The organism is Microbacterium sp. 16-032 (assembly GCF_041079455.1).
In the GTDB taxonomy this organism is placed as follows: Bacteria; Actinomycetota; Actinomycetes; order Actinomycetales; family Microbacteriaceae; genus Microbacterium; species Microbacterium testaceum_A.
This window is the reverse complement of record NZ_JBFYGQ010000004.1, coordinates 169,745-191,628: the sequence shown is the minus strand read 5'-3', so window position 1 is coordinate 191,628 and position 21,884 is coordinate 169,745. Positions and strand designations below refer to the sequence as shown.

Annotated in this window: 18 protein-coding genes and 1 tRNA gene; 8 read left to right on the top strand and 11 right to left on the bottom strand. The window is 68.5% G+C overall.

Going from position 1 to position 21,884, the window contains the following annotated elements; genetic code table 11:
* Positions 1-44: 44 nt before the first annotated feature.
* Complete coding sequence (locus tag AB6V31_RS09560; RefSeq protein ID WP_369365281.1) at positions 45-644, bottom strand: hypothetical protein; 600 nt, start codon at positions 642-644, stop codon at positions 45-47.
* Between the two features lie 334 nt (positions 645-978).
* On the opposite strand from AB6V31_RS09560, the gene AB6V31_RS09555 reads away from it, so the two are divergent.
* On the top strand, positions 979-5,328 hold the full coding sequence (locus AB6V31_RS09555) for a beta-L-arabinofuranosidase domain-containing protein (RefSeq protein ID WP_369365280.1): 4,350 nt from the start codon (positions 979-981) through the stop codon (positions 5,326-5,328).
* A gap of 62 nt (positions 5,329-5,390) precedes the next feature.
* Here AB6V31_RS09555 and AB6V31_RS09550 read toward each other — a convergent pair whose 3' ends face one another.
* A complete protein-coding gene (locus AB6V31_RS09550; protein WP_056229404.1) occupies positions 5,391-6,332 on the bottom strand; it encodes a LysR family transcriptional regulator in 942 nt (313 codons plus the stop codon).
* Between the two features lie 117 nt (positions 6,333-6,449).
* Between AB6V31_RS09550 and AB6V31_RS09545 the strand changes: the two genes are divergently transcribed.
* The 4 genes from AB6V31_RS09545 (at position 6,450) to AB6V31_RS09530 (ending at position 9,871) form a co-directional block, all read left to right on the top strand.
* On the top strand, positions 6,450-7,436 hold the full coding sequence (locus AB6V31_RS09545; RefSeq protein WP_369365706.1) for a putative oxygenase MesX: 987 nt from the start codon (positions 6,450-6,452) through the stop codon (positions 7,434-7,436).
* Between the two features lie 20 nt (positions 7,437-7,456).
* A complete protein-coding gene (locus tag AB6V31_RS09540; protein WP_369365279.1) occupies positions 7,457-8,494 on the top strand; it encodes a methionine synthase in 1,038 nt (345 codons plus the stop codon).
* Between the two features lie 58 nt (positions 8,495-8,552).
* Positions 8,553-9,593, top strand: coding sequence for an aldo/keto reductase (locus AB6V31_RS09535; protein WP_056229406.1), 1,041 nt, complete (start codon positions 8,553-8,555; stop codon positions 9,591-9,593).
* 92 nt (positions 9,594-9,685) lie between these two features.
* Positions 9,686-9,871, top strand: a complete 186-nt coding sequence (locus AB6V31_RS09530) for a hypothetical protein (protein ID WP_056229409.1) — start codon at positions 9,686-9,688, stop codon at positions 9,869-9,871.
* Between the two features lie 38 nt (positions 9,872-9,909).
* On the opposite strand, the gene AB6V31_RS09525 is transcribed toward AB6V31_RS09530, so the two are convergent.
* A complete protein-coding gene (locus AB6V31_RS09525) occupies positions 9,910-10,392 on the bottom strand; it encodes an Lrp/AsnC family transcriptional regulator (RefSeq protein ID WP_369365277.1) in 483 nt (160 codons plus the stop codon).
* Positions 10,393-10,472: 80 nt separating this feature from the next.
* Here AB6V31_RS09525 and AB6V31_RS09520 point away from each other — a divergent pair, with 80 nt between their 5' ends.
* The 3 genes from AB6V31_RS09520 (at position 10,473) to AB6V31_RS09510 (ending at position 14,294) form a co-directional block, all read left to right on the top strand.
* Positions 10,473-11,405 (top strand): EamA family transporter, encoded by a 933-nt coding sequence (locus AB6V31_RS09520; RefSeq protein ID WP_369365275.1) that lies wholly within the window; start codon positions 10,473-10,475, stop codon positions 11,403-11,405.
* Positions 11,406-11,484: 79 nt separating this feature from the next.
* On the top strand, positions 11,485-13,074 hold the full coding sequence (locus AB6V31_RS09515) for a molybdopterin-dependent oxidoreductase (RefSeq protein WP_369365273.1): 1,590 nt from the start codon (positions 11,485-11,487) through the stop codon (positions 13,072-13,074).
* Positions 13,075-13,202: 128 nt separating this feature from the next.
* Positions 13,203-14,294: a PAS domain-containing sensor histidine kinase gene (locus AB6V31_RS09510; protein ID WP_268104438.1), complete on the top strand. Its 1,092-nt coding sequence runs from the start codon at positions 13,203-13,205 to the stop codon at positions 14,292-14,294.
* Between the two features lie 13 nt (positions 14,295-14,307).
* On the opposite strand, the gene AB6V31_RS09505 is transcribed toward AB6V31_RS09510, so the two are convergent.
* The 8 genes from AB6V31_RS09505 to AB6V31_RS09470 all read right to left on the bottom strand — a co-directional run bounded on the left by AB6V31_RS09505 (position 14,308) and on the right by AB6V31_RS09470 (position 21,884).
* Positions 14,308-14,886, bottom strand: a complete 579-nt coding sequence (locus AB6V31_RS09505; RefSeq protein ID WP_369365272.1) for an isochorismatase family protein — start codon at positions 14,884-14,886, stop codon at positions 14,308-14,310.
* Positions 14,883-17,138: an efflux RND transporter permease subunit gene (locus tag AB6V31_RS09500; RefSeq protein ID WP_369365271.1), complete on the bottom strand. Its 2,256-nt coding sequence runs from the start codon at positions 17,136-17,138 to the stop codon at positions 14,883-14,885. The genes AB6V31_RS09505 and AB6V31_RS09500 overlap by 4 nt, the downstream gene beginning before the upstream one ends.
* Before the next feature lie 41 nt (positions 17,139-17,179).
* A complete protein-coding gene (locus AB6V31_RS09495; protein ID WP_056229424.1) occupies positions 17,180-17,575 on the bottom strand; it encodes a hypothetical protein in 396 nt (131 codons plus the stop codon).
* Positions 17,576-17,644: 69 nt separating this feature from the next.
* A complete protein-coding gene (locus AB6V31_RS09490) occupies positions 17,645-18,175 on the bottom strand; it encodes a hypothetical protein (RefSeq protein ID WP_369365269.1) in 531 nt (176 codons plus the stop codon).
* Positions 18,176-18,296: 121 nt separating this feature from the next.
* Positions 18,297-18,369: transfer RNA gene (locus tag AB6V31_RS09485), tRNA-Thr, on the bottom strand.
* Positions 18,370-18,434: 65 nt separating this feature from the next.
* The gene (deoC, locus tag AB6V31_RS09480; RefSeq protein ID WP_268104442.1) at positions 18,435-19,106 is read right to left on the bottom strand and encodes a deoxyribose-phosphate aldolase; all 672 of its coding nucleotides are present in this window, start codon (positions 19,104-19,106) and stop codon (positions 18,435-18,437) included.
* Between the two features lie 61 nt (positions 19,107-19,167).
* Entirely contained in the window at positions 19,168-20,709 is a 1,542-nt protein-coding gene (locus AB6V31_RS09475) for an alpha/beta hydrolase (protein WP_256335599.1), read from the bottom strand.
* A complete protein-coding gene (locus tag AB6V31_RS09470) occupies positions 20,706-21,884 on the bottom strand; it encodes a DNA polymerase III subunit delta' (RefSeq protein ID WP_369365268.1) in 1,179 nt (392 codons plus the stop codon). The genes AB6V31_RS09475 and AB6V31_RS09470 overlap by 4 nt, the downstream gene beginning before the upstream one ends.

The following is a 21,884-nucleotide window of genomic DNA, read 5'->3' as shown; positions in this document are numbered from 1 at the left end:
CGCCGTGCGAGCCGAATCGGCTGCACGGCGCCCGTCGCTCTGCCTCACATGCCGTCGGCGATCATCGCCCAGATGATCTGGACGTGCCGGTCGGCGTTGAGGTCGGACATCTCGTTGTCGTAGTTCAGGCCGTAGGGCCAGATGTGCGAACCGCCGCAGTTCAGCACGGCACCGGCGCCGTCGAACTCGGCGAGCTTGGCGTTGGCGTTCGCTCCGGTCCACCGCCCGTTCTGGCACATCGCGTACCAGGCGTTGGCCGTGCCGTTGCCCACGGTGTGCGAGATCTCGTGAAGCGCGGTGCGCTCCTGCATGAAGCCGCGGTTGTCGCCGAATCGGATGGTCCCGTCGATGCTCGCCTCGGCGGTGGGCACCCCGGGGACGTAGTAGACGTTGAGGTGCCGGTCGAAGTCGCTGAACTCGTTGTAGCGCGAGACCGCGGCATCCATGGCGGCTCGGATGCGGTCGTACGCGTCGGCCTGGTCGGCCGTCGGGTTCGCCTCGGTGTAGAGGGTGTAGGTCATCCGACCCGCGGCCTCCGCCGGGGTCGACGTCACCGTCAGCGGGGCGACGACCGCGGCCAGAGCGACCGCGGCGACCACGACGCGCTGCAGGAGGGCACGAGGACGGGGGGATACGTGCTGCATGGTCATTCTCCTTTGAATGGTCCGCGGCATCGGCGCCGCGTCCTGAGACAGTAAACGCATCTTGCAGGCGTGTGAAAGGAGCTGGAGAGCCTTCTCATCCGTTTCTCATCTAGGGGCTCCCGCCTGCAGTCGAATAGTCGGTCGATCAGGTAACTCTTTTGAAACGGGCCTTGTCCTACGAAAACTGTGAGCGTTAACATTTAATTCAGGCGACGAAGACGTCGCTGCGCAATGACGCTCCTCTCGGAGGTCCGGCCCCCTTTCGTGAAAGGCCTTGAGGCCTTCCGCCGCACGCCCGGCTTCCTCGTTCTGCGACGCCGCAGGAAGGAACAGCATGTCCCGTATCCGAAAGTCGGTCGCGCTCGGTGCCGTGGCCCTCATGGTCGCCAGCGGGGCGGTGGCGCTTACGGTGCCCGCCGCCGCAGCGGCGGCCACCGGGCTCGACGGCTCCAAAGTCCTCGACCTCACGTTCGACGATTCGATCGCCGACAGCGGTCCGAACAACAACCGGACTTCCATGATCCAAGGAACGGCGGAGTACACCGCGGGGATCGATGGGCGGGCGCTGAAGCTCTCCGGAGACGATGCGCTCGGTTTGGGGACGTCCCCGTCCTTGCAGCCCGAGAACCTCACCGCATCGTTCTGGTTCAAGCCCGACGGCAGCATGGGCAACGGAGAGCAGGTGTTCACCTGGAACAAGCGAGAGTGGTTCTCCGATGGGTGGTACCTGACCTCCGAAGGTCCCAACACCCCGCTCGCACTCTCGGTGGGTCCGGGGAACAATCAGCCCTACAAGGTCGCGGTCACCGGCGCCCGCGACATGTTCTTCCCGAGTGACGCGTGGACCCACGTCACCGTTACCTACGACAAGGCCACCAAAGCCGTGTCGTTCTACCGCAACGGCGAGAAGCAGACCTCGACCGTCATCAACCCGGTGGGCCCGAACGCCTCGGGCGTGCTCGGCACCACCGATGTCGAGAAGACGATCGGCTTCAACGGAGTCGTCCACAACGGCGCGTACACCCGCGGCGCCCTCGACGACTTCACGCTCTACGACGCCGTCGCCACCACGACGGACGTCGTCGCCGTGCAGAAGCAGAACGACCCGACCTTCGACCCCTCGACCGTCGCGCAGAAGGGTCTCGACTCCGTATCGGTCCCCACCAACGCCACCACCGACTTCGGCGTGCCGACCTCGACGGCGAACGGGTCCGAACTTTCCTGGACCTCCTCGAACACCGGCACCATCTCCGTTCACGGCGGTCAGGCCACGGTCGCGCGCCCGCAGGGTGCCGACGCGACCGTCACCCTGACGGCCAGCGCAACCTACGGCGGTAGCGCCACGAAGACCAAGACGTTCACGGTCACCGTGCCGGCGGACGGCTCGGTCGCGTCGCTGTACGTCGGCGACACCGACCTCAACGAGGTGCTCGTCGGAGACCCCTACCTGCAGAACAGCCACACCAAGATGGTCGACTGGCTGCTCACCCTCGACCCGAAGCGCTTCCTCTACTCCTTCGACCAGCTCTCAGGCATCCCGACGACCGCCCAGCCCTACGGCGGATGGGAGCGCACCACGGGTGCGCGCTTCCAGGGTCACTTCTTCGGACACTTCCTCTCCGCGCTGTCGCAGGCGTACGCCACGGAGACGGATGCCACGCGCAAGGCGCAGCTTCTGGAGAAGCTGACGACGGCCGTCGACGGTCTGAAGGCCGCTCAGGACGCCTACGCGCAGAAGGACCCCGACAACGCCGGTTACGTCTCCCCCTTCCCGGTGTCGTACCTGCCCGGCGGTCGCGACGGCCTCATCGTGCCGTTCTACAACCTGCACAAGGTGCTGGCCGGACTCCTCAAAGCGCACCAGTACGCGCCCGAAGCGGTCGGCGACAAGGCGCTCACCGTTGCCAAGGGCTTCGGAACGTGGCTGAACACGTGGGGCTCGCGCCAGGCCAACCCCGGTGAACTGCTCAACACCGAGTACGGAGGCATGAACGAGGCGCTGTACGACCTGTACAGCATCACGATGGACGAGAACCACAAGAAGGCCGCCCAGTACTTCGACGAGACGGCTCTTCTCCGCCAACTCGCCGCGGGTCAAGACGTTCTCGCCGGCAAGCACGCGAACACCACGATCCCGAAGCTGATCGGCGCGCTCAAGCGGTACACGGTCCTCACCGACAACCCCACGCTGTACGCCCGCCTCAGCGACGCCGAGAAGGCCGACCTCGGGATGTACCGTCAGGCCGCAGACAACTTCTGGGCCACGGTGGTCAAGGACCACTCGTACGTGGGCGGCGGCAACAGCTACTCCGAGCACTTCCAGGAGCCCGGTACGCTGTACGACTTCGCCACGAACGGCAACACCAGCGGGTACGGCGAGAACTCGACCGTCGAGGGCTGCAACGAGTACAACATGCTCAAGCTCACGCGGGCGCTGTTCCGGGTGAACCCCGACGTGAAGTATGCGGACTACTACGAGAACACCTACATCAACACGATCCTGGCCTCGCAGAACCCCGACACCGGCATGATGACGTACTTCCAGCCGCAGACCGCCGGCTACGCCAAGGTCTTCGGCAAGAAGGAGGACGAGTTCTGGTGCGACCACGGCACCGCGACCGAGAGCTTCACGAAGCTCGGTGACTCGATCTACTTCCACAAGGGCACCTCGGTGTGGGTGAACATGTTCCGCTCGTCGGAGCTCAGCTCGCCCGAGCAGAACCTGAAGCTCACGCAGACGGCGGACATCCCCAACACCGACGTGGCGGAGTTCTCGGTCGCCGCGCTCGATGGCACCGCCCTGGTCGACGGGACGACGCTGCGCCTGCGCGTGCCGAGCTGGTCGCCGAACGCGACGCTGACGGTGAACGGCAAGGCCTTCGACGGGAAGAGCGAGAACGGGTACCTCGTGGTTCCGGTGTCGGCCGGCGACACGCTCGCTTACACCCTCCCCGCCTCCGTCACGGTCGACTCCGACGCCGGGAACCCGAACTGGGTCGCGTTCCGGTACGGTCCGGTCGTGTTGTCGACGGCGCTCAGCTCGACGAATGTCGACGCCTCGTACGAGGCCGGCATCCTGGTGCAGATGAGCGTGGCCGACAAGTCGGTCAGCAACAACGTGCTGGTGTCCCACGTCGATGACTTCAAGAAGAACATCACCGCCAACCTGGTGCGTCTGGACAACGGTCTCGACAACAACAAGCGGTCGGTGATGCGGTTCGGTCTGAAGAACGTCGACAGTGCCTCGGCGGCCCTGACTTTCGAGCCGTACTACAGCATGTACAACGTCCGTTACGGCCTGTACATGAACCTCATCGAGCCCGACTCCGACGCTGCCCAGGCGATGATCCGTAAGGACAAGGAGCAGCTCCGCATCGACGAGACCACGACCGACTCCCTGGTCTCGTTCGACAACAACAACAGCGAGGCGGGGAAGAGCTACAAGACCAACCTTTCGCAGGTCGGCGTGTGGCGGGGCATGAGCTACCGCGACGCGCAGATGAACCCTGCGGCGTTCTTCCAGTACGACCTGGAAGTCGAATCGTCGGCACCGAAGAACTACCTCGGTGTGCGCTATTACGGCGGCGACAACGGGAGGACCTTCGACGTCTACGTCAACGACCAGAAGCTCAAGAGCGAAAGGATCACCAACGCCTCCGGCGCCGACCAGTGGTACGTGCAGTACGACGAGATCCCCGCATCGTTCCTGGCCGACACTGAAGCGAAGGACCGCTACAAGAAGGACGCCAACGGGCAGTACGTCCTGGATACGGCGGGCAAGAAGATCCCCGTCGTCACGGTGCGCTTCCAGAGCAACGGTACGAGCTACGTCGGTGGGGTCTACGGCGTCTTCACGGCCACGCAGACGTCCTTCGGTACGACCTCGGCGCTGAGCAAGCTCTCCTTCCAGGGCGGGACGCTCTCGCCCGCGTTCGACGGGGCGACCACCTCGTACACCCTGAGCGTTCCGAAGGGCCGCACGGAGGTCTCTTTCGACGCCGACCCGGCCGTTCCCAGCGGACTGATCCTCGCGAACGGCATCCTGATCGACGACACGCAGGAGCGCACGGTGACAATCGGCGACGGGAGCCCGGCGCTGACCCTCGAGGCGTACGCGCAGGACCACCGGACGAAGACGACCTATACGGTGACCGTCGTCCGCACGGATGCGCCGAGCCCAGAACCCACCGGAACGGCGAGCCCTGAACCCACCAGCACTGTCAGCCCGCAGCCGACCGGCACGACAGGCCCCGGCCCGTCGGCGACCGGCTCGCCGACGGGCGGCACTTCCGCCCCGCGCTCGGCGACGTCGTCGGTCAGCGCTGTTGAGCGTGGTGGCGTCGTGCGCGTGAGCGTCAGCGGTCTCGCCGCCAGCGAGCAGGTCGCAGCAGAGCTGCGCAGCGACCCGATCCGCATCACGGGAATCCCCACCGCGGACGCGAACGGACACGTGAGCTTCGACGTGCGCATTCCGGCGACGTTGCCGACCGGTCAGCACCACATCGTGGTGTGGGCCGCCGACGGCACGCAGATCGCGCAGTTGCCCGTCACTGTCTCTGCGAAGGGCACTCTTGCCGCGACCGGAGCACAGGCTCCGTTCGGCGTCGCCCTGCTCGGAGCAGCGCTGCTGGTTGCCGGTGCGGCCGGCTGGGCGATGCGTCGCCCGCGGACCCGCGCGAGCTGATCGCTCGCGAGAGGCGGCGGCTCATGTTAGGAGTCGTCGCCTCTCACGACGTCAGCGAGGCCTCAATCCAGCAACTCCACCCCGAACCCCGCCACCACGTCGCGCACTTCGCCGAGGTAGCGCTGCGCCTGCTCGGTGAGGGGGATGGCGGTGCGGCCGATCCAGCCGATCTCGATCCGCTCGTCGACGTCGAGGGGGACGGCGACGATCTCGGGGTCGAGGTCGTCGCTGATGATGCCCGTCGAGATCGTGTACCCGTCGAGACCGATCATGAGGTTGAAGATCGTCGCGCGGTCGGAGACCCGGATCTCCTGCTTGCTCGAGAGGGTCGAGAGGATCTCTTCGGCGAAGTAGAACGAGTTGTTCGCGCCCTGATCGAAGGTGAGACGCGGGAGGTCCGCCAGGTCGTCGAGGGTCGCGCGCTCGCGCGTGGCGAGCGGATTGCGTCGCGAGACGAAGATGTGCGGCTCGGCACGGAAGAGCGGGTGGAAGGCGAGGCCCGAGTCCCGCAGCAGCTTGTCGAGGACGTTCCGATTGAAGTCGTTGCGGAACAGGATGCCGAGCTCGCTGCGCAACGTCCGGACGTCTTCGATGATGTCGAAGGTGCGGGTCTCGCGCAGAGAGAACTCGTACTCAGCGGCATCCGTCGCCTTCACCATCCGCACGAACGCGTCGACGACGAACGAGTAGTGCTGAGCGGAGACGCCGAGGAGGCGCCTCGAGGGCGGACGCCCCAGGTAACGCTGCTCGAGTAACTCCGCCTGCTCGACCACCTGGCGGGCGTAGCCGAGGAACTCCACTCCATCGACGGTGAGGGTCACCCCGCGCGCCGAACGGGTGAGCAGGTCGCGACCGACGCGCGTCTCGAGATCGCGCATCGCGGCCGACATCGTGGGCTGCGCGACGTAGAGCAGGTCGGCCGCAGCGCTGATGGACCCCTCGGCGGCCACCTCGATGAAGTACTGCATCTGCTGCAGCGTGATGCCGCTCGCCCGCTTCGCCATAGGTCGAGGCTATACCTCGGCATAGCGGGACGGAATTACCCGATGACCCGCCCGAAGGCGCACGATGAGGACACGATCACCGCACGGCCCACCCCGGCCCTACCCGATTGGCTCGACATGACGAACGACATCACGTTCCGCATCTCCACCACGCGCTTCGACGAGGACTACGCGCCCTCGGCCAGCTCGCGGATCACCACGAACTTCGCCAACCTCGCCCGGGGCGAGCACCGCCAGCAGAACCTGCGGAACGCCCTCGCGATGATCGATCGCCGTATGAACGAGCTCGTCGGCGACGACGCGGACCGCTACCGCGTCGAGCTGGACATCGTCTCGGCCGAGCTCCGTTTCGACGACGACGCCGGCGACGACCGCGAGTTCCCCCTGCTCGAGGTGCTCGACATCCACGTCGTCGACACGGTCACCGGCGAGCGCCACCAGGGCATCGTCGGCAACAACTTCTCGTCCTACCTGCGCGACTACGACTTCAGCGTGCTGCTGCCGGCGGCCAACGGCGAGGGCAAGCCGTTCACGCTGCCCGAGGGTTTCGGCATCCTGCACGGCAAGCTCTTCGAGCACTTCCTCGATTCCGAGGCGTACCGCGAGCGCTACACGCAGTCCCCGGTCGTGTGCATCAGCGTGTCGACGAGCCGCGAGTACCACCGCACCGGTGTCGAGCACCCCGTACTCGGCTTCGAGTACGAGCAGGACAGCTTCAGCCTCACCGACGAGTACTTCGGCAAGATGGGCCTGCAGGTGCGGTACTTCATGCCGCAGGGCAGCGTCGCACCGCTGGCGTTCTACTTCCGCGGCGATCTTCTGGCCGACTACACCGATCTCCAGCTGGCCGGCACGGTGGCCACGATGGAGACCTTCCAGAAGATCTACCGTCCCGAGATCTACAACGCCCACGAGCCGGCGGGCGAGGTCTACCGTCCCACCCTCGCGCACGACGACTTCACCCGCACGAACATCGCGTACGACCGCGAAGAGCGCAGCCGCCTCGGCATTACCCAGGGTCGCTACACCGAGGAGCACTTCGTGAAGCCCCACCGCGCCGTGCTCGACGCGTGGCTCGTCGCCGACGCCCTCCCGACCCGATGACCTCCCCGGAGACCCGCCCCGTGAACACCCTCCTCCCCACCTCGATCGTCGGAAGCCTTCCCAAGCCCGCGTGGCTCGCCAAGCCCGAGGTGCTCTGGTCGCCCTGGGAGCTCGAGGGCGACACCCTCGTCGAAGGCAAGCACGACGCCCTGCGCAGCGCCGCCACGGAGCAGGAACGCCGTGGCCTCGACATCGTCAGCGACGGCGAGCAGACCCGCCAGCACTTCGTGACGACTTTCATCGAGCACCTCGAGGGTGTCGACTTCGAGAATCGCGAGACCGTCCGCATCCGCGACCGCTACGACGCGAGCGTTCCGACCGTGGTGGGTGCGGTGAGCCGTCGCCAGCCGGTTTTCGTCCAGGATGCCGCGTTCCTCCGCCGGCAGACGGATCGCCCGATCAAGTGGGCCCTGCCCGGGCCGATGACGATGATCGATACGCTCGCCGATCACCACTACCGCAGCCGCGAGAAGCTGGCGTGGGAGTTCGCGACCATCCTCAACCAGGAGGCCCGCGAGCTCGAAGCGGCAGGGGTCGACATCATCCAGTTCGACGAGCCCGCGTTCAACGTCTTCTTCGACGAGATGAAGGACTGGGGAGTTGCGACCCTCGAGCGCGCCGCCGAGGGGCTGCGCGCCGAGACCGTCGTCCACATCTGTTACGGCTACGGCATCAAGGCGAACACCGATTGGAAGGCCACCCTGGGCGCCGAGTGGCGTCAGTACGAGGAGTCGTTCCCCCTGCTGCAGCGCTCGAGCATCGACACCGTGTCGCTCGAGAGCCACAACTCGCACGTGCCCATCGACCTCATCGAGCTCATCCGCGGCAAGAACGTCATGCTCGGCGCGATCGACGTCGCCAGTCACGAGGTGGAGACTCCCGAAGAGGTGGCCGACACCCTGCGGCGGGCTCTGCAGTTCGTGGATGCCGACAAGCTCATCGCGAGCTCGAACTGCGGAATGGCCCCTCTGCCGCGCCAGGTGGCGTTCGAGAAGCTGAGCGCGCTGTCGGCGGGTGCCGGCATCCTGCGCGAAGAGCTCTCGCGCGTTCCCGCCTGAGCTCCGCTGCGGTCCGTGGCAGAGTCGACGGTGTCCCCCTTCACCGCCGAGGAGAACCATGCCCATCGCCGCCGATGACCCCCGCCTGACGTCCGCGTTCACGCCGTCCTCCACCCGCTACGACGACGTGCCGTTCCTGCGCGCCGGGGCGAGCGGCATCCCTCTCCCCCGCATCTCACTCGGGCTGTGGCAGAACTTCGGCAGCGGCCGCACCCTCGATTCGCAGCGCGAGATCCTGCGTCACGCCGTCGACCGGGGCGTGGTGCACATCGACCTGGCCAACAACTACGGCCCGCCCTACGGTGCCGCCGAGACGACGTTCGGCACGGTCCTCGACAGCGATCTGCGCGCGTACCGCGACGAGTTGTTCCTCTCGACCAAGGCCGGCTACGACATGTGGCCGGGCCCCTACGGCGACGGCGGGTCGCGCAAGTACCTCGTTCGCTCTCTCGAGCAGAGCCTCACCCGCATGCGCACCGACTACGTCGACGTCTTCTATTCGCACCGGGTCGACCCCGAGACGCCGATCGAAGAGACGGTCACCGCGCTCGCCGACATCGTGCGCAGCGGCAAGGCGCTGTACGTGGGCATCTCGAACTACCCGGCCGAGCTCACCCGCCGCGCGCACGAGCTGCTCGCCGCCGAGGGCATCCGCCTGTTCATCCACCAGCCGCGCTATTCGCTGTTCGACCGCACGCCCGAGTCGGAGCTGTTCCCGACGCTGCGCGAGCTCTCGGTCGGAAGCGCGGTCTTCTCGCCGCTCTCGCAGGGGCTGCTGACCGCCAAGTACCTCGACGGCACGGTGCCCGCCGACTCGCGCGCGGCCGACAGCCGCTTCCTCGACGAATCGGCGCTCACCGACGACTACCTGGAGCGCATCCGCGGTATCGACGGGGTCGCTCGCGAAGCCGGACTCTCGATCCCGCAGCTGGCCGTGGCCTGGGTGCTGCGCGACCCGGTCGTCACGACCGCGATCATCGGCGCCTCGCGCCCGAGCCAGATCGACGACGCGGTCGAGGCGAGCAAGGCCACGCTGAGCGACGACGTGATCGCCGCGCTCGAGCCGTTCGCCGCCCCCTCGGGCGGGTCGTTGCGCTGACCGACGCACACCGCGGGCGTCGGCGCAAGCGGCGCGGCATCCGCCCTCCGATCGTGTGAGGTGAGATTCCACACGGGAATCGAGGAGGCGCTATGGGTGTCGCACGTTGGATCGGAACCGGAGCGGTCGCACTCGCGGGAGCGGTGCTCGCGCGGACGGCGATCGGCCGCGCGGCCGCCGCCGGAACGGTCGCCTACCGGGTCTGGAAGGACCCGAAGGTGCAGAAGATCCGCCGCAAGGTGCAGGCGAAAGTCCTCAAACAGCGCTCGCCGCGCTGAGGGGTCCCGGGCCCGGGTCGCGATCGTCGACCCGGGTCTCACGTGTGCCCCGGCTCCGTCCCCAGGGGCAGGGGCGAGACGGGCTTGGTGACCCCGAACGCGAAGGTCGTGTCGATCGACGACAGCGAGGGGATCGCTCGCAGGTGCTCGCGCAGGAGCCGTTCGTACTCCTCGAAGCTCGGCGTGACGATCCGCACGAGGTAGTCCCAGTCGCCGGCGAGCAGGTGCGCCTCGACGATGTGCGGAATGGCGCGCAACCGCTCTTCGACGGCGTCCACGGTGCTTCCCTCGTGCGAGGCCAGCCGCAATCGCACGAAAGCCGTGATGGTGAGGTCCACGGCTTTCGCCGAGACGACGGCGCGGTAGCCCTCGATGACCCCGGCCTGCTCGAGGTGGCGCACACGCCGCAGACACGGCGATGGAGAGAGGCCGACGCGATCGGCGAGTTCCTGGTTCGAGAGGCGTCCGTCCTGCTGCAACTCGCGCAGGATGAGACGGTCGATGCGGTCGAGGTCCACCATGTAGCAGATTCTGCCAAAAATTAGACCGATCGAGCAATCATCGCAATCGCCTGCGGCGCCGTCCTTTCTACGCTCGCAGGGTGACGACGTTCGCTCTCTCCCTGCCTCGCGCCGTTCCACGCCGCACCCTGGTCGGCGTCGCCGCCCTGACCGCCGTCGTCATGCTGTGGTCGTCGTTCGCCCTCTCCACGCGCGCCCTCGAGGGGGCCGGACTCACCATGGCGGATGCCGCGATCGTGCGCTTCGCCGTGCCCGCGGTGGTCCTGAGCCCGTGGATCCCCCGCACGCTGCGCACCCTCCGTACCGAGCGCCCGACGGTTCTGGCTCTCGTACTGCTGGCGGGGCTGCCGCACTTCCTGTTGTTCGCCTGGGGCGCGCACCTCACCTCCGCGGCTCTCACCGGGTTGCTCGTGCCGGGAACCGTCCCTGTTTTCGTCACCCTCCTGCTGTTCCTGTGCGTCCGCCGGACGGTGTCGCGACGGCGCGTACTCGCCCTCGCCGCGATAGTGGCGGGGGTGGCGGCCAGCGCCCTGTTCACCGGCGGACCGACCGGGGCCGGCGGCATCGCCGTTCTGCTGGCGGCCGGCCTCGTCTGGGCCGCGTACACCCTCGGCGTCGCCCGCACGCGCCTCGATCCCGTCGGCGTGATCGTGATCGTCTCGACCACGTCCGTGGCATCCGCTCTTCTGCTCGCGGTCACGGGGGTGCTCCCGTCCGCATTGCTCGCCGGCACCGCCGATCTGGCGACGGTGGGAAGCTATGCCCTCGTGCAGGGGGTCGGGACGGGCCTGCTCTCGACCGCGTGCTACGTCGTCGCGGTCAAGAACCTCGGCAGCAGCCTGCCCGCCGCAGCCGGGGCCCTGAGCCCGGTCCTCACCGCCGTCGTCGCCGTCCCCCTCCTGGGAGAGTCGCTCGGCCTCGGCCTCGGGGTCGCACTGGCCCTCATCGTCACCGGGGTCGCCGTCTTCGCCCTGTCACCCGCGACGCCGAGCGGGCAGAGCACTCCGCGCTGACGGCATCCGTTCCGTCCTCCGCTCCGAAGAGAGGGGGAGGCTCGTCGCGCACGCGCGAGGAGCGGAGATGAGGGATGCCATGACGACCGACACCGCGGCCCGTACCGACGAGGCCACCACGGTCCGCCGACCGCACGCCTGGATCTGGGCAGCCCTGGCCGGCATCGTCTCGGCCGCCGCCCTGCTGGCTGTCGCGGAGGCGCTCGCGGCGCTCGTCGCTCGATCGGCGAGCCCCATCCTCGCCGTCGGTTCGTTCATCGTCGACATCGTCCCGCGCCCCCTGAAAGAGCTCGCGATCACGCTGTTCGGCGAGAGCGACAAGATCGCCCTGCTCGCGGGTGTGGGTCTCGGCGCTGCCGTCGCCGCCGCCGTCGCGGGCGTGCTCGAGTACCGCTTCCGCTTCGTCGGCGTCGTCCTCCTCGGAATCGGCGGCATCCTCGCCACGGCGGCGATCATCACGCGCGCCGGGGCCGGCGCTCTCGCGTGGCTGCCCCCCGTCGTCGGCACGGTCGCGGGCATTTTCGTGTTGCTGCTGGCGATCGTGCGTCTGCGACGCTGGGTCTCGGCCGCCGTTGCGCAGAACGCCCAGGCCTCCGGCACCGATCGACGTCACTTCCTGCTGTTCACCGGCCTCACCGCGGTCGGCGCGGTCGTCGTTGGTGTCGGTGCTCGCGTCCTGAACGCCGCAACCTCGTCTGTCGCCGCCGCACGCGATGCGCTGCGGATCCCGGCCGCCCGCTCCACCGTGACCGTTCCCGAGGGCGCGAACTGGGAGATCGACGGGCTCACCCCGATCGTCACCCCCAACGGCGACTTCTACCGCGTCGACACCGCACTGACCGTCCCCAACGTCGACCCCACCACCTGGCGCCTCTCCATCGAGGGCATGGTCGACAACCCCGTGGAGCTGAGCTTCGACGACCTCGTCAACATGGGGCTCGACGAATACGGCGTGACCCTCACCTGCGTCTCCAACGAGGTCGGTGGCGGCCTCGTCGGCAACGCCATCTGGACCGGCGTCCCCATCCGCGACGTGCTGCGCATGGCCGGCGTGCAGGGAGACGCCGACATGGTGCTCTCGGAGAGCGTCGACGGGTACACGGCATCCACTCCCCTCTCGTCGCTCACCGACGACAACCTCGACGCGATCTTCGCGGTCAAGATGAACGGCGAACCGTTGCCCTTCGAGCACGGATTCCCCGTGCGCATGGTCGTCCCCGGTCTTTACGGCTACGTCTCGGCCACGAAGTGGGTCACCAAGCTGACCGTCACGCGGTTCGACAAGGACGAGGCGTACTGGACCCCGCGCGGATACTCGGCCGAAGCGCCGATCAAGATGTCGTCGCGCGTCGACACGCCCAAGATCGGCTCGCCCGTCGCCGCGGGCGCCGTGGTCGTCGCCGGCATGGCGTGGGCCCAGCCCGTCGGCGTGCAGAAGGTCGAAGTCAGCATCGACAACGGCGAATGGCAGGAGACGCAGCTCTCCACCCCCATCAACGACCAGTCATGGGTGCAGTGGAAGTTCGACTGGACCGCCGAGGCCGGGACGCACTACATCGCGGTCCGCGCGACCGACAAGCAGGGCAACCTGCAGATCCAGGATGCGGCTCCGATCGCCCCGAACGGCTCGAGCGGGTGGCAGCGGACGCTCGTCACCGTCTCGTCATAAGCCCGGCAGGGCAATGTCAATCGCTGTTCCCGGGCGCGTCGCGAGGGGCATGATCGCACTATGCCTTCAGCAAGCATTGCGACCCGAGCCGGTGCTTCCGCATGACCACGGTCCCCAATGAGCCCCCTATGTCCCCCGCCCCTCCCGGCGTCGACCCCGACCATCCGTTGACGAGCATCCGACGCTCCATTCCGCGCGACTGGGACGAGCAGGTCGACCTCTTCGCGATCGTCAAGCTCGACAGCGGCGGGTTCGTCCGCGGGTGGAACCTCGGAGCGGAACGCATCAAGGGGTACAGCGAGGACGAGATCCTCGGCTCGCACTTCTCGCGCTTCTACCGCGAAGAGGACCGACGGCGCGGCAAGCCCGACCAGCTGCTCGCTGCCGCCCAACGCGACGGCCACGTCGAAGACACCGGCTGGCGCGTGCGCAGCGACGGCTCGGAGTTCTGGGCGCGGGTGACGATCTCGGCCATCCGCACCGACCAGGGTCAGGTCCTCGGTTTCGTCAAGATCGTGCGCGATCTGACGACCGAGAAGCAGGAAGCGGATGAGCGCCAGTCCCTGCAGCGCACCTTCGCGCACGACCTTCTCTCGCCGGTCACGGCTCTCCGTGGCTACCTCGACCTGATCGGCGAGGAGTTGCCCCCTGATCACCGCCTCCTGCGCCTCGCCGGCGAGGCGAGCGACCACATCGTCGCCATGGCCCAGGCCCTCATGGCCGACGTCAATACCGCCGCCGAGCGGGGACGGCGGCGCGCGAGCCTCGACCTCATCGCCCGCGGAGCCGTCTCACTCGTCCTGCCGGGCGATGCGCCCGGCCGCGTCGTGTTCGGTCAGATGGATGCCGTTCCCATCTGGGGCGATGTGCTCGGACTCCGACGCGCGATCGCCAACGTGCTCGAGAACGCCGCGAAGTACTCCGACGACCTCATCGAGGTCGACGTCTTCGAAACCGACGAGGGGGCCGTGGTGCGCGTGCGCGATCGAGGTCGTGGCATCCATCCCGACGATCTCGCCTCGATCACGCAGGAAGGCAACCGAGGTCGGCTCGCGGATGCCGGCGACGGGGGACGTGGGATCGGGCTCGCGAGCGTGCAGCGCATCGTGGGTGCACACGGCGGAACGGTGCGCATCAGGAGCGCACCGGGTGAGGGGACGAGCGTCTCCCTCACGATCCCCCGCGCCGACGACGAGGTTGATCCGGTTCGGATCGACTGAACCCGGTCTCGCCTCAGGAGCCCGAGGTCGAGAGCTCCGCGCCCGCAGCCTCGATCTCGGACAGGGCCGCCGCGCTGGAGTCGGGATGCACACCCGCGACCAGGTCGGTGAGAACGCGCACGCGGCGTCCCGCGCCGATCGCATCGAGGGCGGACGCGCGCACGCAGTAGTCGGTCGCGATGCCCACCACGTCGATGTCCCGGATGCCGTGGACCTCGAGCAGCTGCGCCGCGGTCTCGCCCGCATCGGTGACGCCCTCGAACAGCGAGTAGGCGGGCTTGCCCTGCCCCTTCTTGAGGTGGTGCGTCACCCGCGAGGTGTCGAAGACCTCGTCGTACTCGGCGCCGAAGGTGCCGCCCACGCAGTGCACCGGCCACGTATCGACGAAGTCGGGGCTGTCCGAGAAGTGGCCGCCGTTGTCGTCGTCGCCGTGATGCCAGTCCCGCGACGCGACGATGAGCGCGTACTCATCGTCGTGCACGGCGAGGTACCGCGAGATGCGTTCGGCGACCGCGTCACCGCCCTCGACGCCCAAGGCGCCGTGCTCGGTGAAGTCGTTCTGGACATCGACGATGAACAGGGCGCGCGTCATGCGTCGAGCCTACGCTCCGCGGCATCCGTCCGCCCGAGCTTCGAGGGCCACCAGATGCGCCGGCCGAGGTCGTACGCCAGAGCGGGCACCAGCAACGAGCGCACCACGAAGGTGTCGAGCAGCACACCGAAGGCCACGATGAAGGCGATCTGCGCGAGGAAGAGGATCGGGATGACCCCGAGAGCCGCGAACGTCGCCGCCAGCACGAGCCCCGCCGAGGTGATCACTCCGCCCGTGGCGACGAGGCCACGCAAAATCCCGGCACGCGTACCGTGCGCGAGGGACTCCTCCCGCACCCTCGACATCAGGAAGATGTTGTAATCCACACCCAGCGCGACGAGGAAGACGAAGCCATACAACGGCACCGCCGGATCCGCGCCCGGGAAGCCCAGGATGCCGTCGAACACCAGGGCACTGACGCCCAGCGCCGCCCCGAACGACACGATGACGGTCCCGATGAGGATGAGGGGGGCCACGATCGAGCGCAGCAGAGCCATGAGGATCAGCAGGATGACGGCGAGAACGATCGGGATGATGAGCGTGCGATCACGGATCGAGGTGTCGATCGAGTCGATGTCGGTGGCGGTGACACCGCCCACCAGGGCGGTGCCCTCGCCGAGCTCGGTGGTGAGATCGGCGCGGAGCTGACGGACGGTCTCGTCCGCCGCCGGTGAATCGGCCGTATCCGCCAGGGTCGCGGCCAGCAGGACGTCGCCGTCCGCGACGGTCGGGGCGGGCGCGGGCGTCCCGGGCGCACCGAACGCCGTCGTCTGGAGAGCGCCGTCGGATACGCTCACCGGCGACTGCCCACCGGGGGCGTCGGCGCTGAGCACCGCGACCGCGTCGACTCCCGACGCGCTCTGAAGGACGGTCGCCGCCCGAGCGGCGTCCTGTTCGGGGACGAGAACGTACGCCGGGCTGCCCGAGCCGCCCGGGAAGTGCTCGGCGAGGGCGGCTTGACCGTCGCGCGCCTCGGACGCCCCCAGAACGAGGTCGCTCGCGGGCACGCCGTCGGCGCGCAGCTGGGTGACACCGACGCACGCGGCGAGGAGGACGAGCGTGCACACGATCCACACCGGCCGGGCCCGGCGGGCGACGAAGCGCGCCTGGCGCGACCAGAACCCCTTCGCTGGCTGCGTGAGGTCGGCCGGCAGGGCCGACTGACCGGGCTTCGGCAGGAACGGCCAGAACGCCGCCCGGCCGACCAACGCCAGGAGAGCGGGAAGGAAGGTCAGCGCCGACAGAACGGCGAAGGCGATCCCGATGGACGCGATGGGCCCGAGGGCACGGTTGGTCGCCAGATCGGACAGCAACAGGCAGAGGAGCCCGGCGATCACGGTGCCACCCGAAGCCAGGATGGGCTCGAACGCTCCCTTCCACGCCCGGACCGTGGCATCCCACCGCGGACGACCCTCGCCGAGGGCCTCGCGGAAGCGTGCGACGTACAGGAGGGCGTAGTCGGTGGCCGCGCCGATGACGAGGATGAACAGGATCCCCTGGACCTGACCGTTGAGGACCACGATGCCGGCGAAAGCGAGCCACCACACGGTCAGCAGGGCCACGCAGAGGGCGAAGACCGAGGTCAGCAGCACCAGGATCGGCAGCAGCGGTGAGCGGTACACGATGACGAGGATGACGAAGACGGCCACCAGCGCGACGATCAGCAGAAGGCCGTCGATGCCGAGGAAGCCCTTCACGAGATCGGCGGTGAACCCGGCCGGGCCCGTGACCCACGCCTCGACGCCCGCCGGGACCTCGGCGGACACCTTCTCGCGCACCTGCTCGACGACGTCGCGCACTTCACCGGAGCTGTCGATGGGTACGAAGATCTGCGCGGCCTGACCGTCCTCCGAGACCACGGGAGGCGACGCGTCACCCGAGACGCCGTCGACGGCGGCGAGGTCCGTCGCGAGGGTCTGCAGTGCGGTCACGTGTGCATCGCTGAGCGCGGAGCCGTCAGCGGTCGAGGCGACGACGATCGCGGGGATCGTGTCACTCCCGGTGAAGTCGGTCAGGCGCTCACTCACTCGCGTCGCGTCGGCCGACTGCGGCAGGAAAGAGGACTGATCGTTCGTCGCGACCTGGTCGACCTTGCCGAAGAAGGGACCGCCGATCGAGCCGCCCACCACCCAGAGCAGAACGAGCAGGCTGGGGATGCCGACCCTCAGCCACCGCGAGACGCGCGGGGCGTTCGTCGATCGGCGGGTGCGTCCGCGAGAGGAGCGGCGAGTGGAAGCAGGCGAAGCGGACATATAGCTAGCTTATCTAGCAATACGTGCGTCGCGCCAGTCCGTCACCCGCGCGCGAAGAGCACCACGATCGACACGACGAACGCCACCGCACCCAGAGTCAGCACCCCGGCCGCCAGCAGGGAGACGAAGCGCACCAGCGGAGAAGAGCGCGTCAGCCGCATGCGATCGACGCGGCCCCGGCGGTAGAAGATGTCGGCCATGTCGGCCGCCCCGATCTTCGCGTCGTCGTGGGCCGAGAGCGGAGCCTCATTCACTCCCCCGTCGGCATCGAACCACCGCACGACGCGGCCCCCGTCGACATGCTCGACCACGGCGCGAGTCGGCAACCACGTGCCATCGGCCAGAAGCAGGAAGACCGCGACGAAGGCGAGCAGAAGACCGCCACCCAGACCCACCCACGTGAAGATCTCGATGACGGCATCGAGGGCGTTCGACACGGGGGCTCCAGCAGGGTTCGACGGGCGGAGGACAGCCGTCACGCGGACGCGGAACAAGGCGGGTTCAGCCTATCGGGCGAGGTCGGGCCGAACCTCTCGAGCCACCGTCCCGAGGGCCTCGAACCGTCGGGTCGCGCGCAACGCGATGACCAACGGCACCGCCGCCACGACACCGAACGAGATGTCGATGAGCTGCCAGCCGAGCGGGAGACCGCGGATCGCCCCCGCGATGAGCGCCAGCGGAATGATTCCCGCGCACGCGACGAGCCCCCACTGGAGGACGAACACGTTGCGAACCGGATCGCGCCACGGGCCGATGAAGGCGACGGCGATCAGCAGATGGGCGAACGCCAACCAGTCGGTGCCGTAGGCGATGAACGGGAACGCCGCGGCCGTGGCATCCAGTCCCTCCCCCACCCGATCCACCCAGCCGACCGCCTCCGGAGCGAAGGCCGCGACCCCGAGCCCGCGCAGGATCTGGCGACCGAGGGCGAGCTCTTCGCGCAGCGGGAAGGCGGTCAGGCCGCTGACGGCGAGTCCCGCGATGACGATCGCGAGGCAGACCCGGATGCGACGGATGAGAGCGGTTCGTTCGTTCATGGCCCCCCGTTCGATGCCGGCCCCTGGGGCGAGCGTACGACCGAGCGCGTGCGCGACGCGGCGAAATGCTCCACCGACGAAGAAAGGCCCCCACCCGGTGGAAGCGGGTGAGGGCCTTCGGAGCCGCCTAAGGGAATCGAACCCTTGACCTATTCATTACGAGTGAATCGCTCTGCCGTCTGAGCTAAGGCGGCATGTGCGCGCTGGAGCGTGCACGATCATCGATCTTACATGCTCTAGCGCGTGCTCAGGTACGCGCTCAGTAGTCGCCGGCGGCGGTGCGGTCCGCGAGGATGTCACGACTCGACGACAACCCCAGACGCGTGGCGCCCGCGGCGATCATCTCTTCGGCGGCCGCGCGCGTGCGCACTCCCCCGGATGCCTTGACCTCGGCGCGGTCGCCGACCGTGCGCTTCATCAGCTCGACCGCGTGGACGCTCGCGCCACCGGCGGGGTGGAAACCGGTCGACGTCTTGACGAAATCGGCGCCCGCGTTCACCGCCGCCTCACAGACGGCGACGATGGCCTTGTCGCTCAGCGCGGCGGATTCGATGATGACCTTGAGGACGGTCGGCGCGGGGGCCGCGGCCCGGACAGCGCGGATCTCGGACTCGACGATGTCGTAGCGACCCTCGATCGCGGCGCCCACATCGATGACCATGTCGATCTCGTCGGCACCCTGCGCGACCGACAGAGCGGCCTCGGCGGCCTTGACCTCGGCGTGGTGCTTGCCGCTCGGGAAGCCGCACACCACGGCGAGCTTGAGACCCTCCGGCAGCTGCACCGGCAGGAACGAGGGCGAGATGCACACGCTGTAGGTGCCGAGCTCGGCGCCTTCGGCGATGAGGCGCTCGACGTCGGCGCGGGTGGCCTCGGGCTTGAGTAGCGTGTGGTCGATGTAGGTCGCCAGGTCGGCGATGGGCGCGGTCATGGGGGTCTCCTCGGGGTATGACGTCTTCAGCCTAGGCGCGCGGGCGGCAGGGAGCGGGGCGCTACTCGCAGCGCAGCCCCTCGGCGGGCACGGTGCCGTCGACCAGGTAGTCGTCGACGGCCGAGTTCACGCAGTCGTTGCCCTTGTTGTAGGCGAGGTGCCCCTCGCCCACGTAGGTCACGAGCACACCCTGCGAGAGTTGACCGGCGAGAGCCTGCGCCTCGGTGTACGGGGTCGCCGGGTCTCCCGTCGTGCCGAGCACCACGATGGGCGGCGAGCCGGGGGCGGTGATCGCCTGGCGCGTGCCCGTCGGTGGGGCGGGCCACGCGGCGCACGCGTCGGGGCCCAGCCAGTAGGGGGCGACCACCGGGGCCTTCTGCTGCAGCTCTTTCTCGATCTGCGGGTTGTCCTCGTCACCCTCGTCGGGATAGTCGACGCAGTTGTACGCCCGCAACGCCTGCATCGTGTTGTCTTGGTACTGACCGCCGACACGACCGTTGTAGAAGTCCGCGAGTTGGAAGGCGACGGAGGCATCGCCGTTCTGCGCCCCGGTGAGAGCCATGCGCAGGTAGGGCCAGTTCTGGTCGCTGTACAGTGCCGCCACGATCGAGGTCACGAGGGTGTCCGCGCCGAGCCGCCTCCCGTCGGGGCCGGTCAGCGGGCGGGCGTCGACGCGTTCCAGCAGCGACGAGAGATCGTTCATCGCGTCGTCGACGGAACCGGTGAACGGACAGTCCGAGCTTTCGAGGCAGTCAGCCATGAAAGCGCGCAGGGCGTTCTCGAACCCGACCGCCTGGGCGATACCGCTCGCGCTGCTCGGCAGGCTGGGGTCGATTCCCCCGTCCAGGACCATTCGCCCGACACGATCGGGGAAGAGCCCCGCGTACGTCGTGCCGAGGAACGACCCGTACGAGAAGCCGAGGTAGTTCAGCTTCTTGTCCCCCAGGACGCCACGCAGCAGGTCCATGTCGCGCGCGGCGTTCTCGGTGGAGACGTAGGGAAGGATGCCGTCACTGTTGGCCTGACACGCCTGCGCGAAGTCGGCCTGGCGCTTCTCGAGCGCGGCGTTCCACTCGTCGCTGCCGCGCGTACCCGGGGGGATGTCGTAGAGGAACGAATCCATGCCCGCCGCGTCGTAGCAGGTGACCGGTGCCGACTGGCCCACCCCGCGAGGGTCGAAGCCGATGATGTCGTACGTCTTCGTCAGCGTCTCGTCGGCCACGAGCGACAGGGAGTCGCGCACGGTGGACACACCGCTCACACCGGGACCCCCGGGGTTCGTCAGCAGAGAGCCCAGCGGCTGGCCCGACGTCGCCCGATGCCGGATCACCGACAGCGTGAGGTCGCCGGCCGACGGATCGGCGTAGTCGCGGGGCGCGGTGACCGTCGTGCAATCGAAACCGGCCGAGCCGCAGTCGGTCCAGGTGAGCGTCTGCCCGTAGTAGGGCAGGAGCGACGCGTCGATGCCCTCGGTCTGCGGTGCCAGTGACGGCCCGACCGCGGGAGCCAGGGGAGGGATCTGGGCGTACAGACAGCCCGACAGGGCGAGGGCGAGACCCGCGACGCCCGCGATGACGGCGGCGAGACGACGGCGGACGCTCACGGAGCGGATCCGTTGGCGACGGTGATCATAAGACTCTCCAGGGCCAGCAGCGGGGCGGCGTTCTGCTCGAGGTTGCGGCGGGTGACCGAGATGCGGTCGAGGACTCCCAGCGTGCGCGCGGGAGACCACTCCCCGGCGAGGGCGCGGAGCGCGTCGAGGCGTTCGCTGTTGACCAGGTCGCCGTCGCGGCCGTACTGGATCATCACGACATCGCGGAAGAGCGACTGCAGGTCGGTGAGCACGCGGTCGATACCGTCGCGCAGGCTGCGGGTCGCCCGGCGCTTCTGGTCGTCTTCGAGGGCGTTCACCTGACCGCGGACCGACGGCGGCACCGCAGCCCCCTCGGCGACGCCGAGCATGCGCAGAAGCGATCGGCGCTCTTCTTCGTCGCGGGTGGCGGTGAGGGCCTTGGCGTCATCGGTGGCCAGCCGCACGATGCGTCCGGCCACATCGACGGCGTCGCCGATCCCGCGGACGGCGAGCACCGCCGCGAGGGTTTCGGCGCGGCGGCCGCGAGCGTCGTCGTCGGTCGCGAGGCGCTGCGCCATGCCGATGTGGCGCTGCGCGTGGCGTGCGGACTCCTCCGCGATGTCGGGGCTCACTCCCGTGCGTTCCACGATCAAGGCGGCGACGTCGGCGACCGACGGCTCGCGCAGACGCAGGACGCGCACGCGCGAGCGGATGGTCGGCAGCAGGTCGGCGTCGCTGGGTGCGCACAGCACCCAGACGGTCTTCTCGGGCGGCTCCTCGAGGGCCTTGAGCAGCACGTTCGAGGTGCGCTCGGCCATCCGGTCGGCGTCTTCGACGACGATCACGCGGTGACGACCGAGCGAGGGGGCGAAAGAGGCGCGCTCGACGAGTCGACGCGCCTCGTCGATGCGGATCACGACCTGCTCGGTGCGCAGGGCGGTGAGATCGGGGTGGGTCCGGGCGAGCACCTGGCGTTGCGCGTTCTCGTCACCCGGATCGGCGATGAGAGCGGCGGCGAACGCGTAGGCCAGGGTGGACCGCCCCGAACCGGGAGGTCCGGTGATGAGCCACGCGTGCGCGAGCGCCGAGGGGTCGGATGCCGCGGCCTGCAGCGTCTGCACGGCCTCGTCTTGCCCCCACACGGCGTCCCAGGGGAACGACGCCGTACCGGCGGCGGACGCGGACGAATCGAGGGCGACGGACAT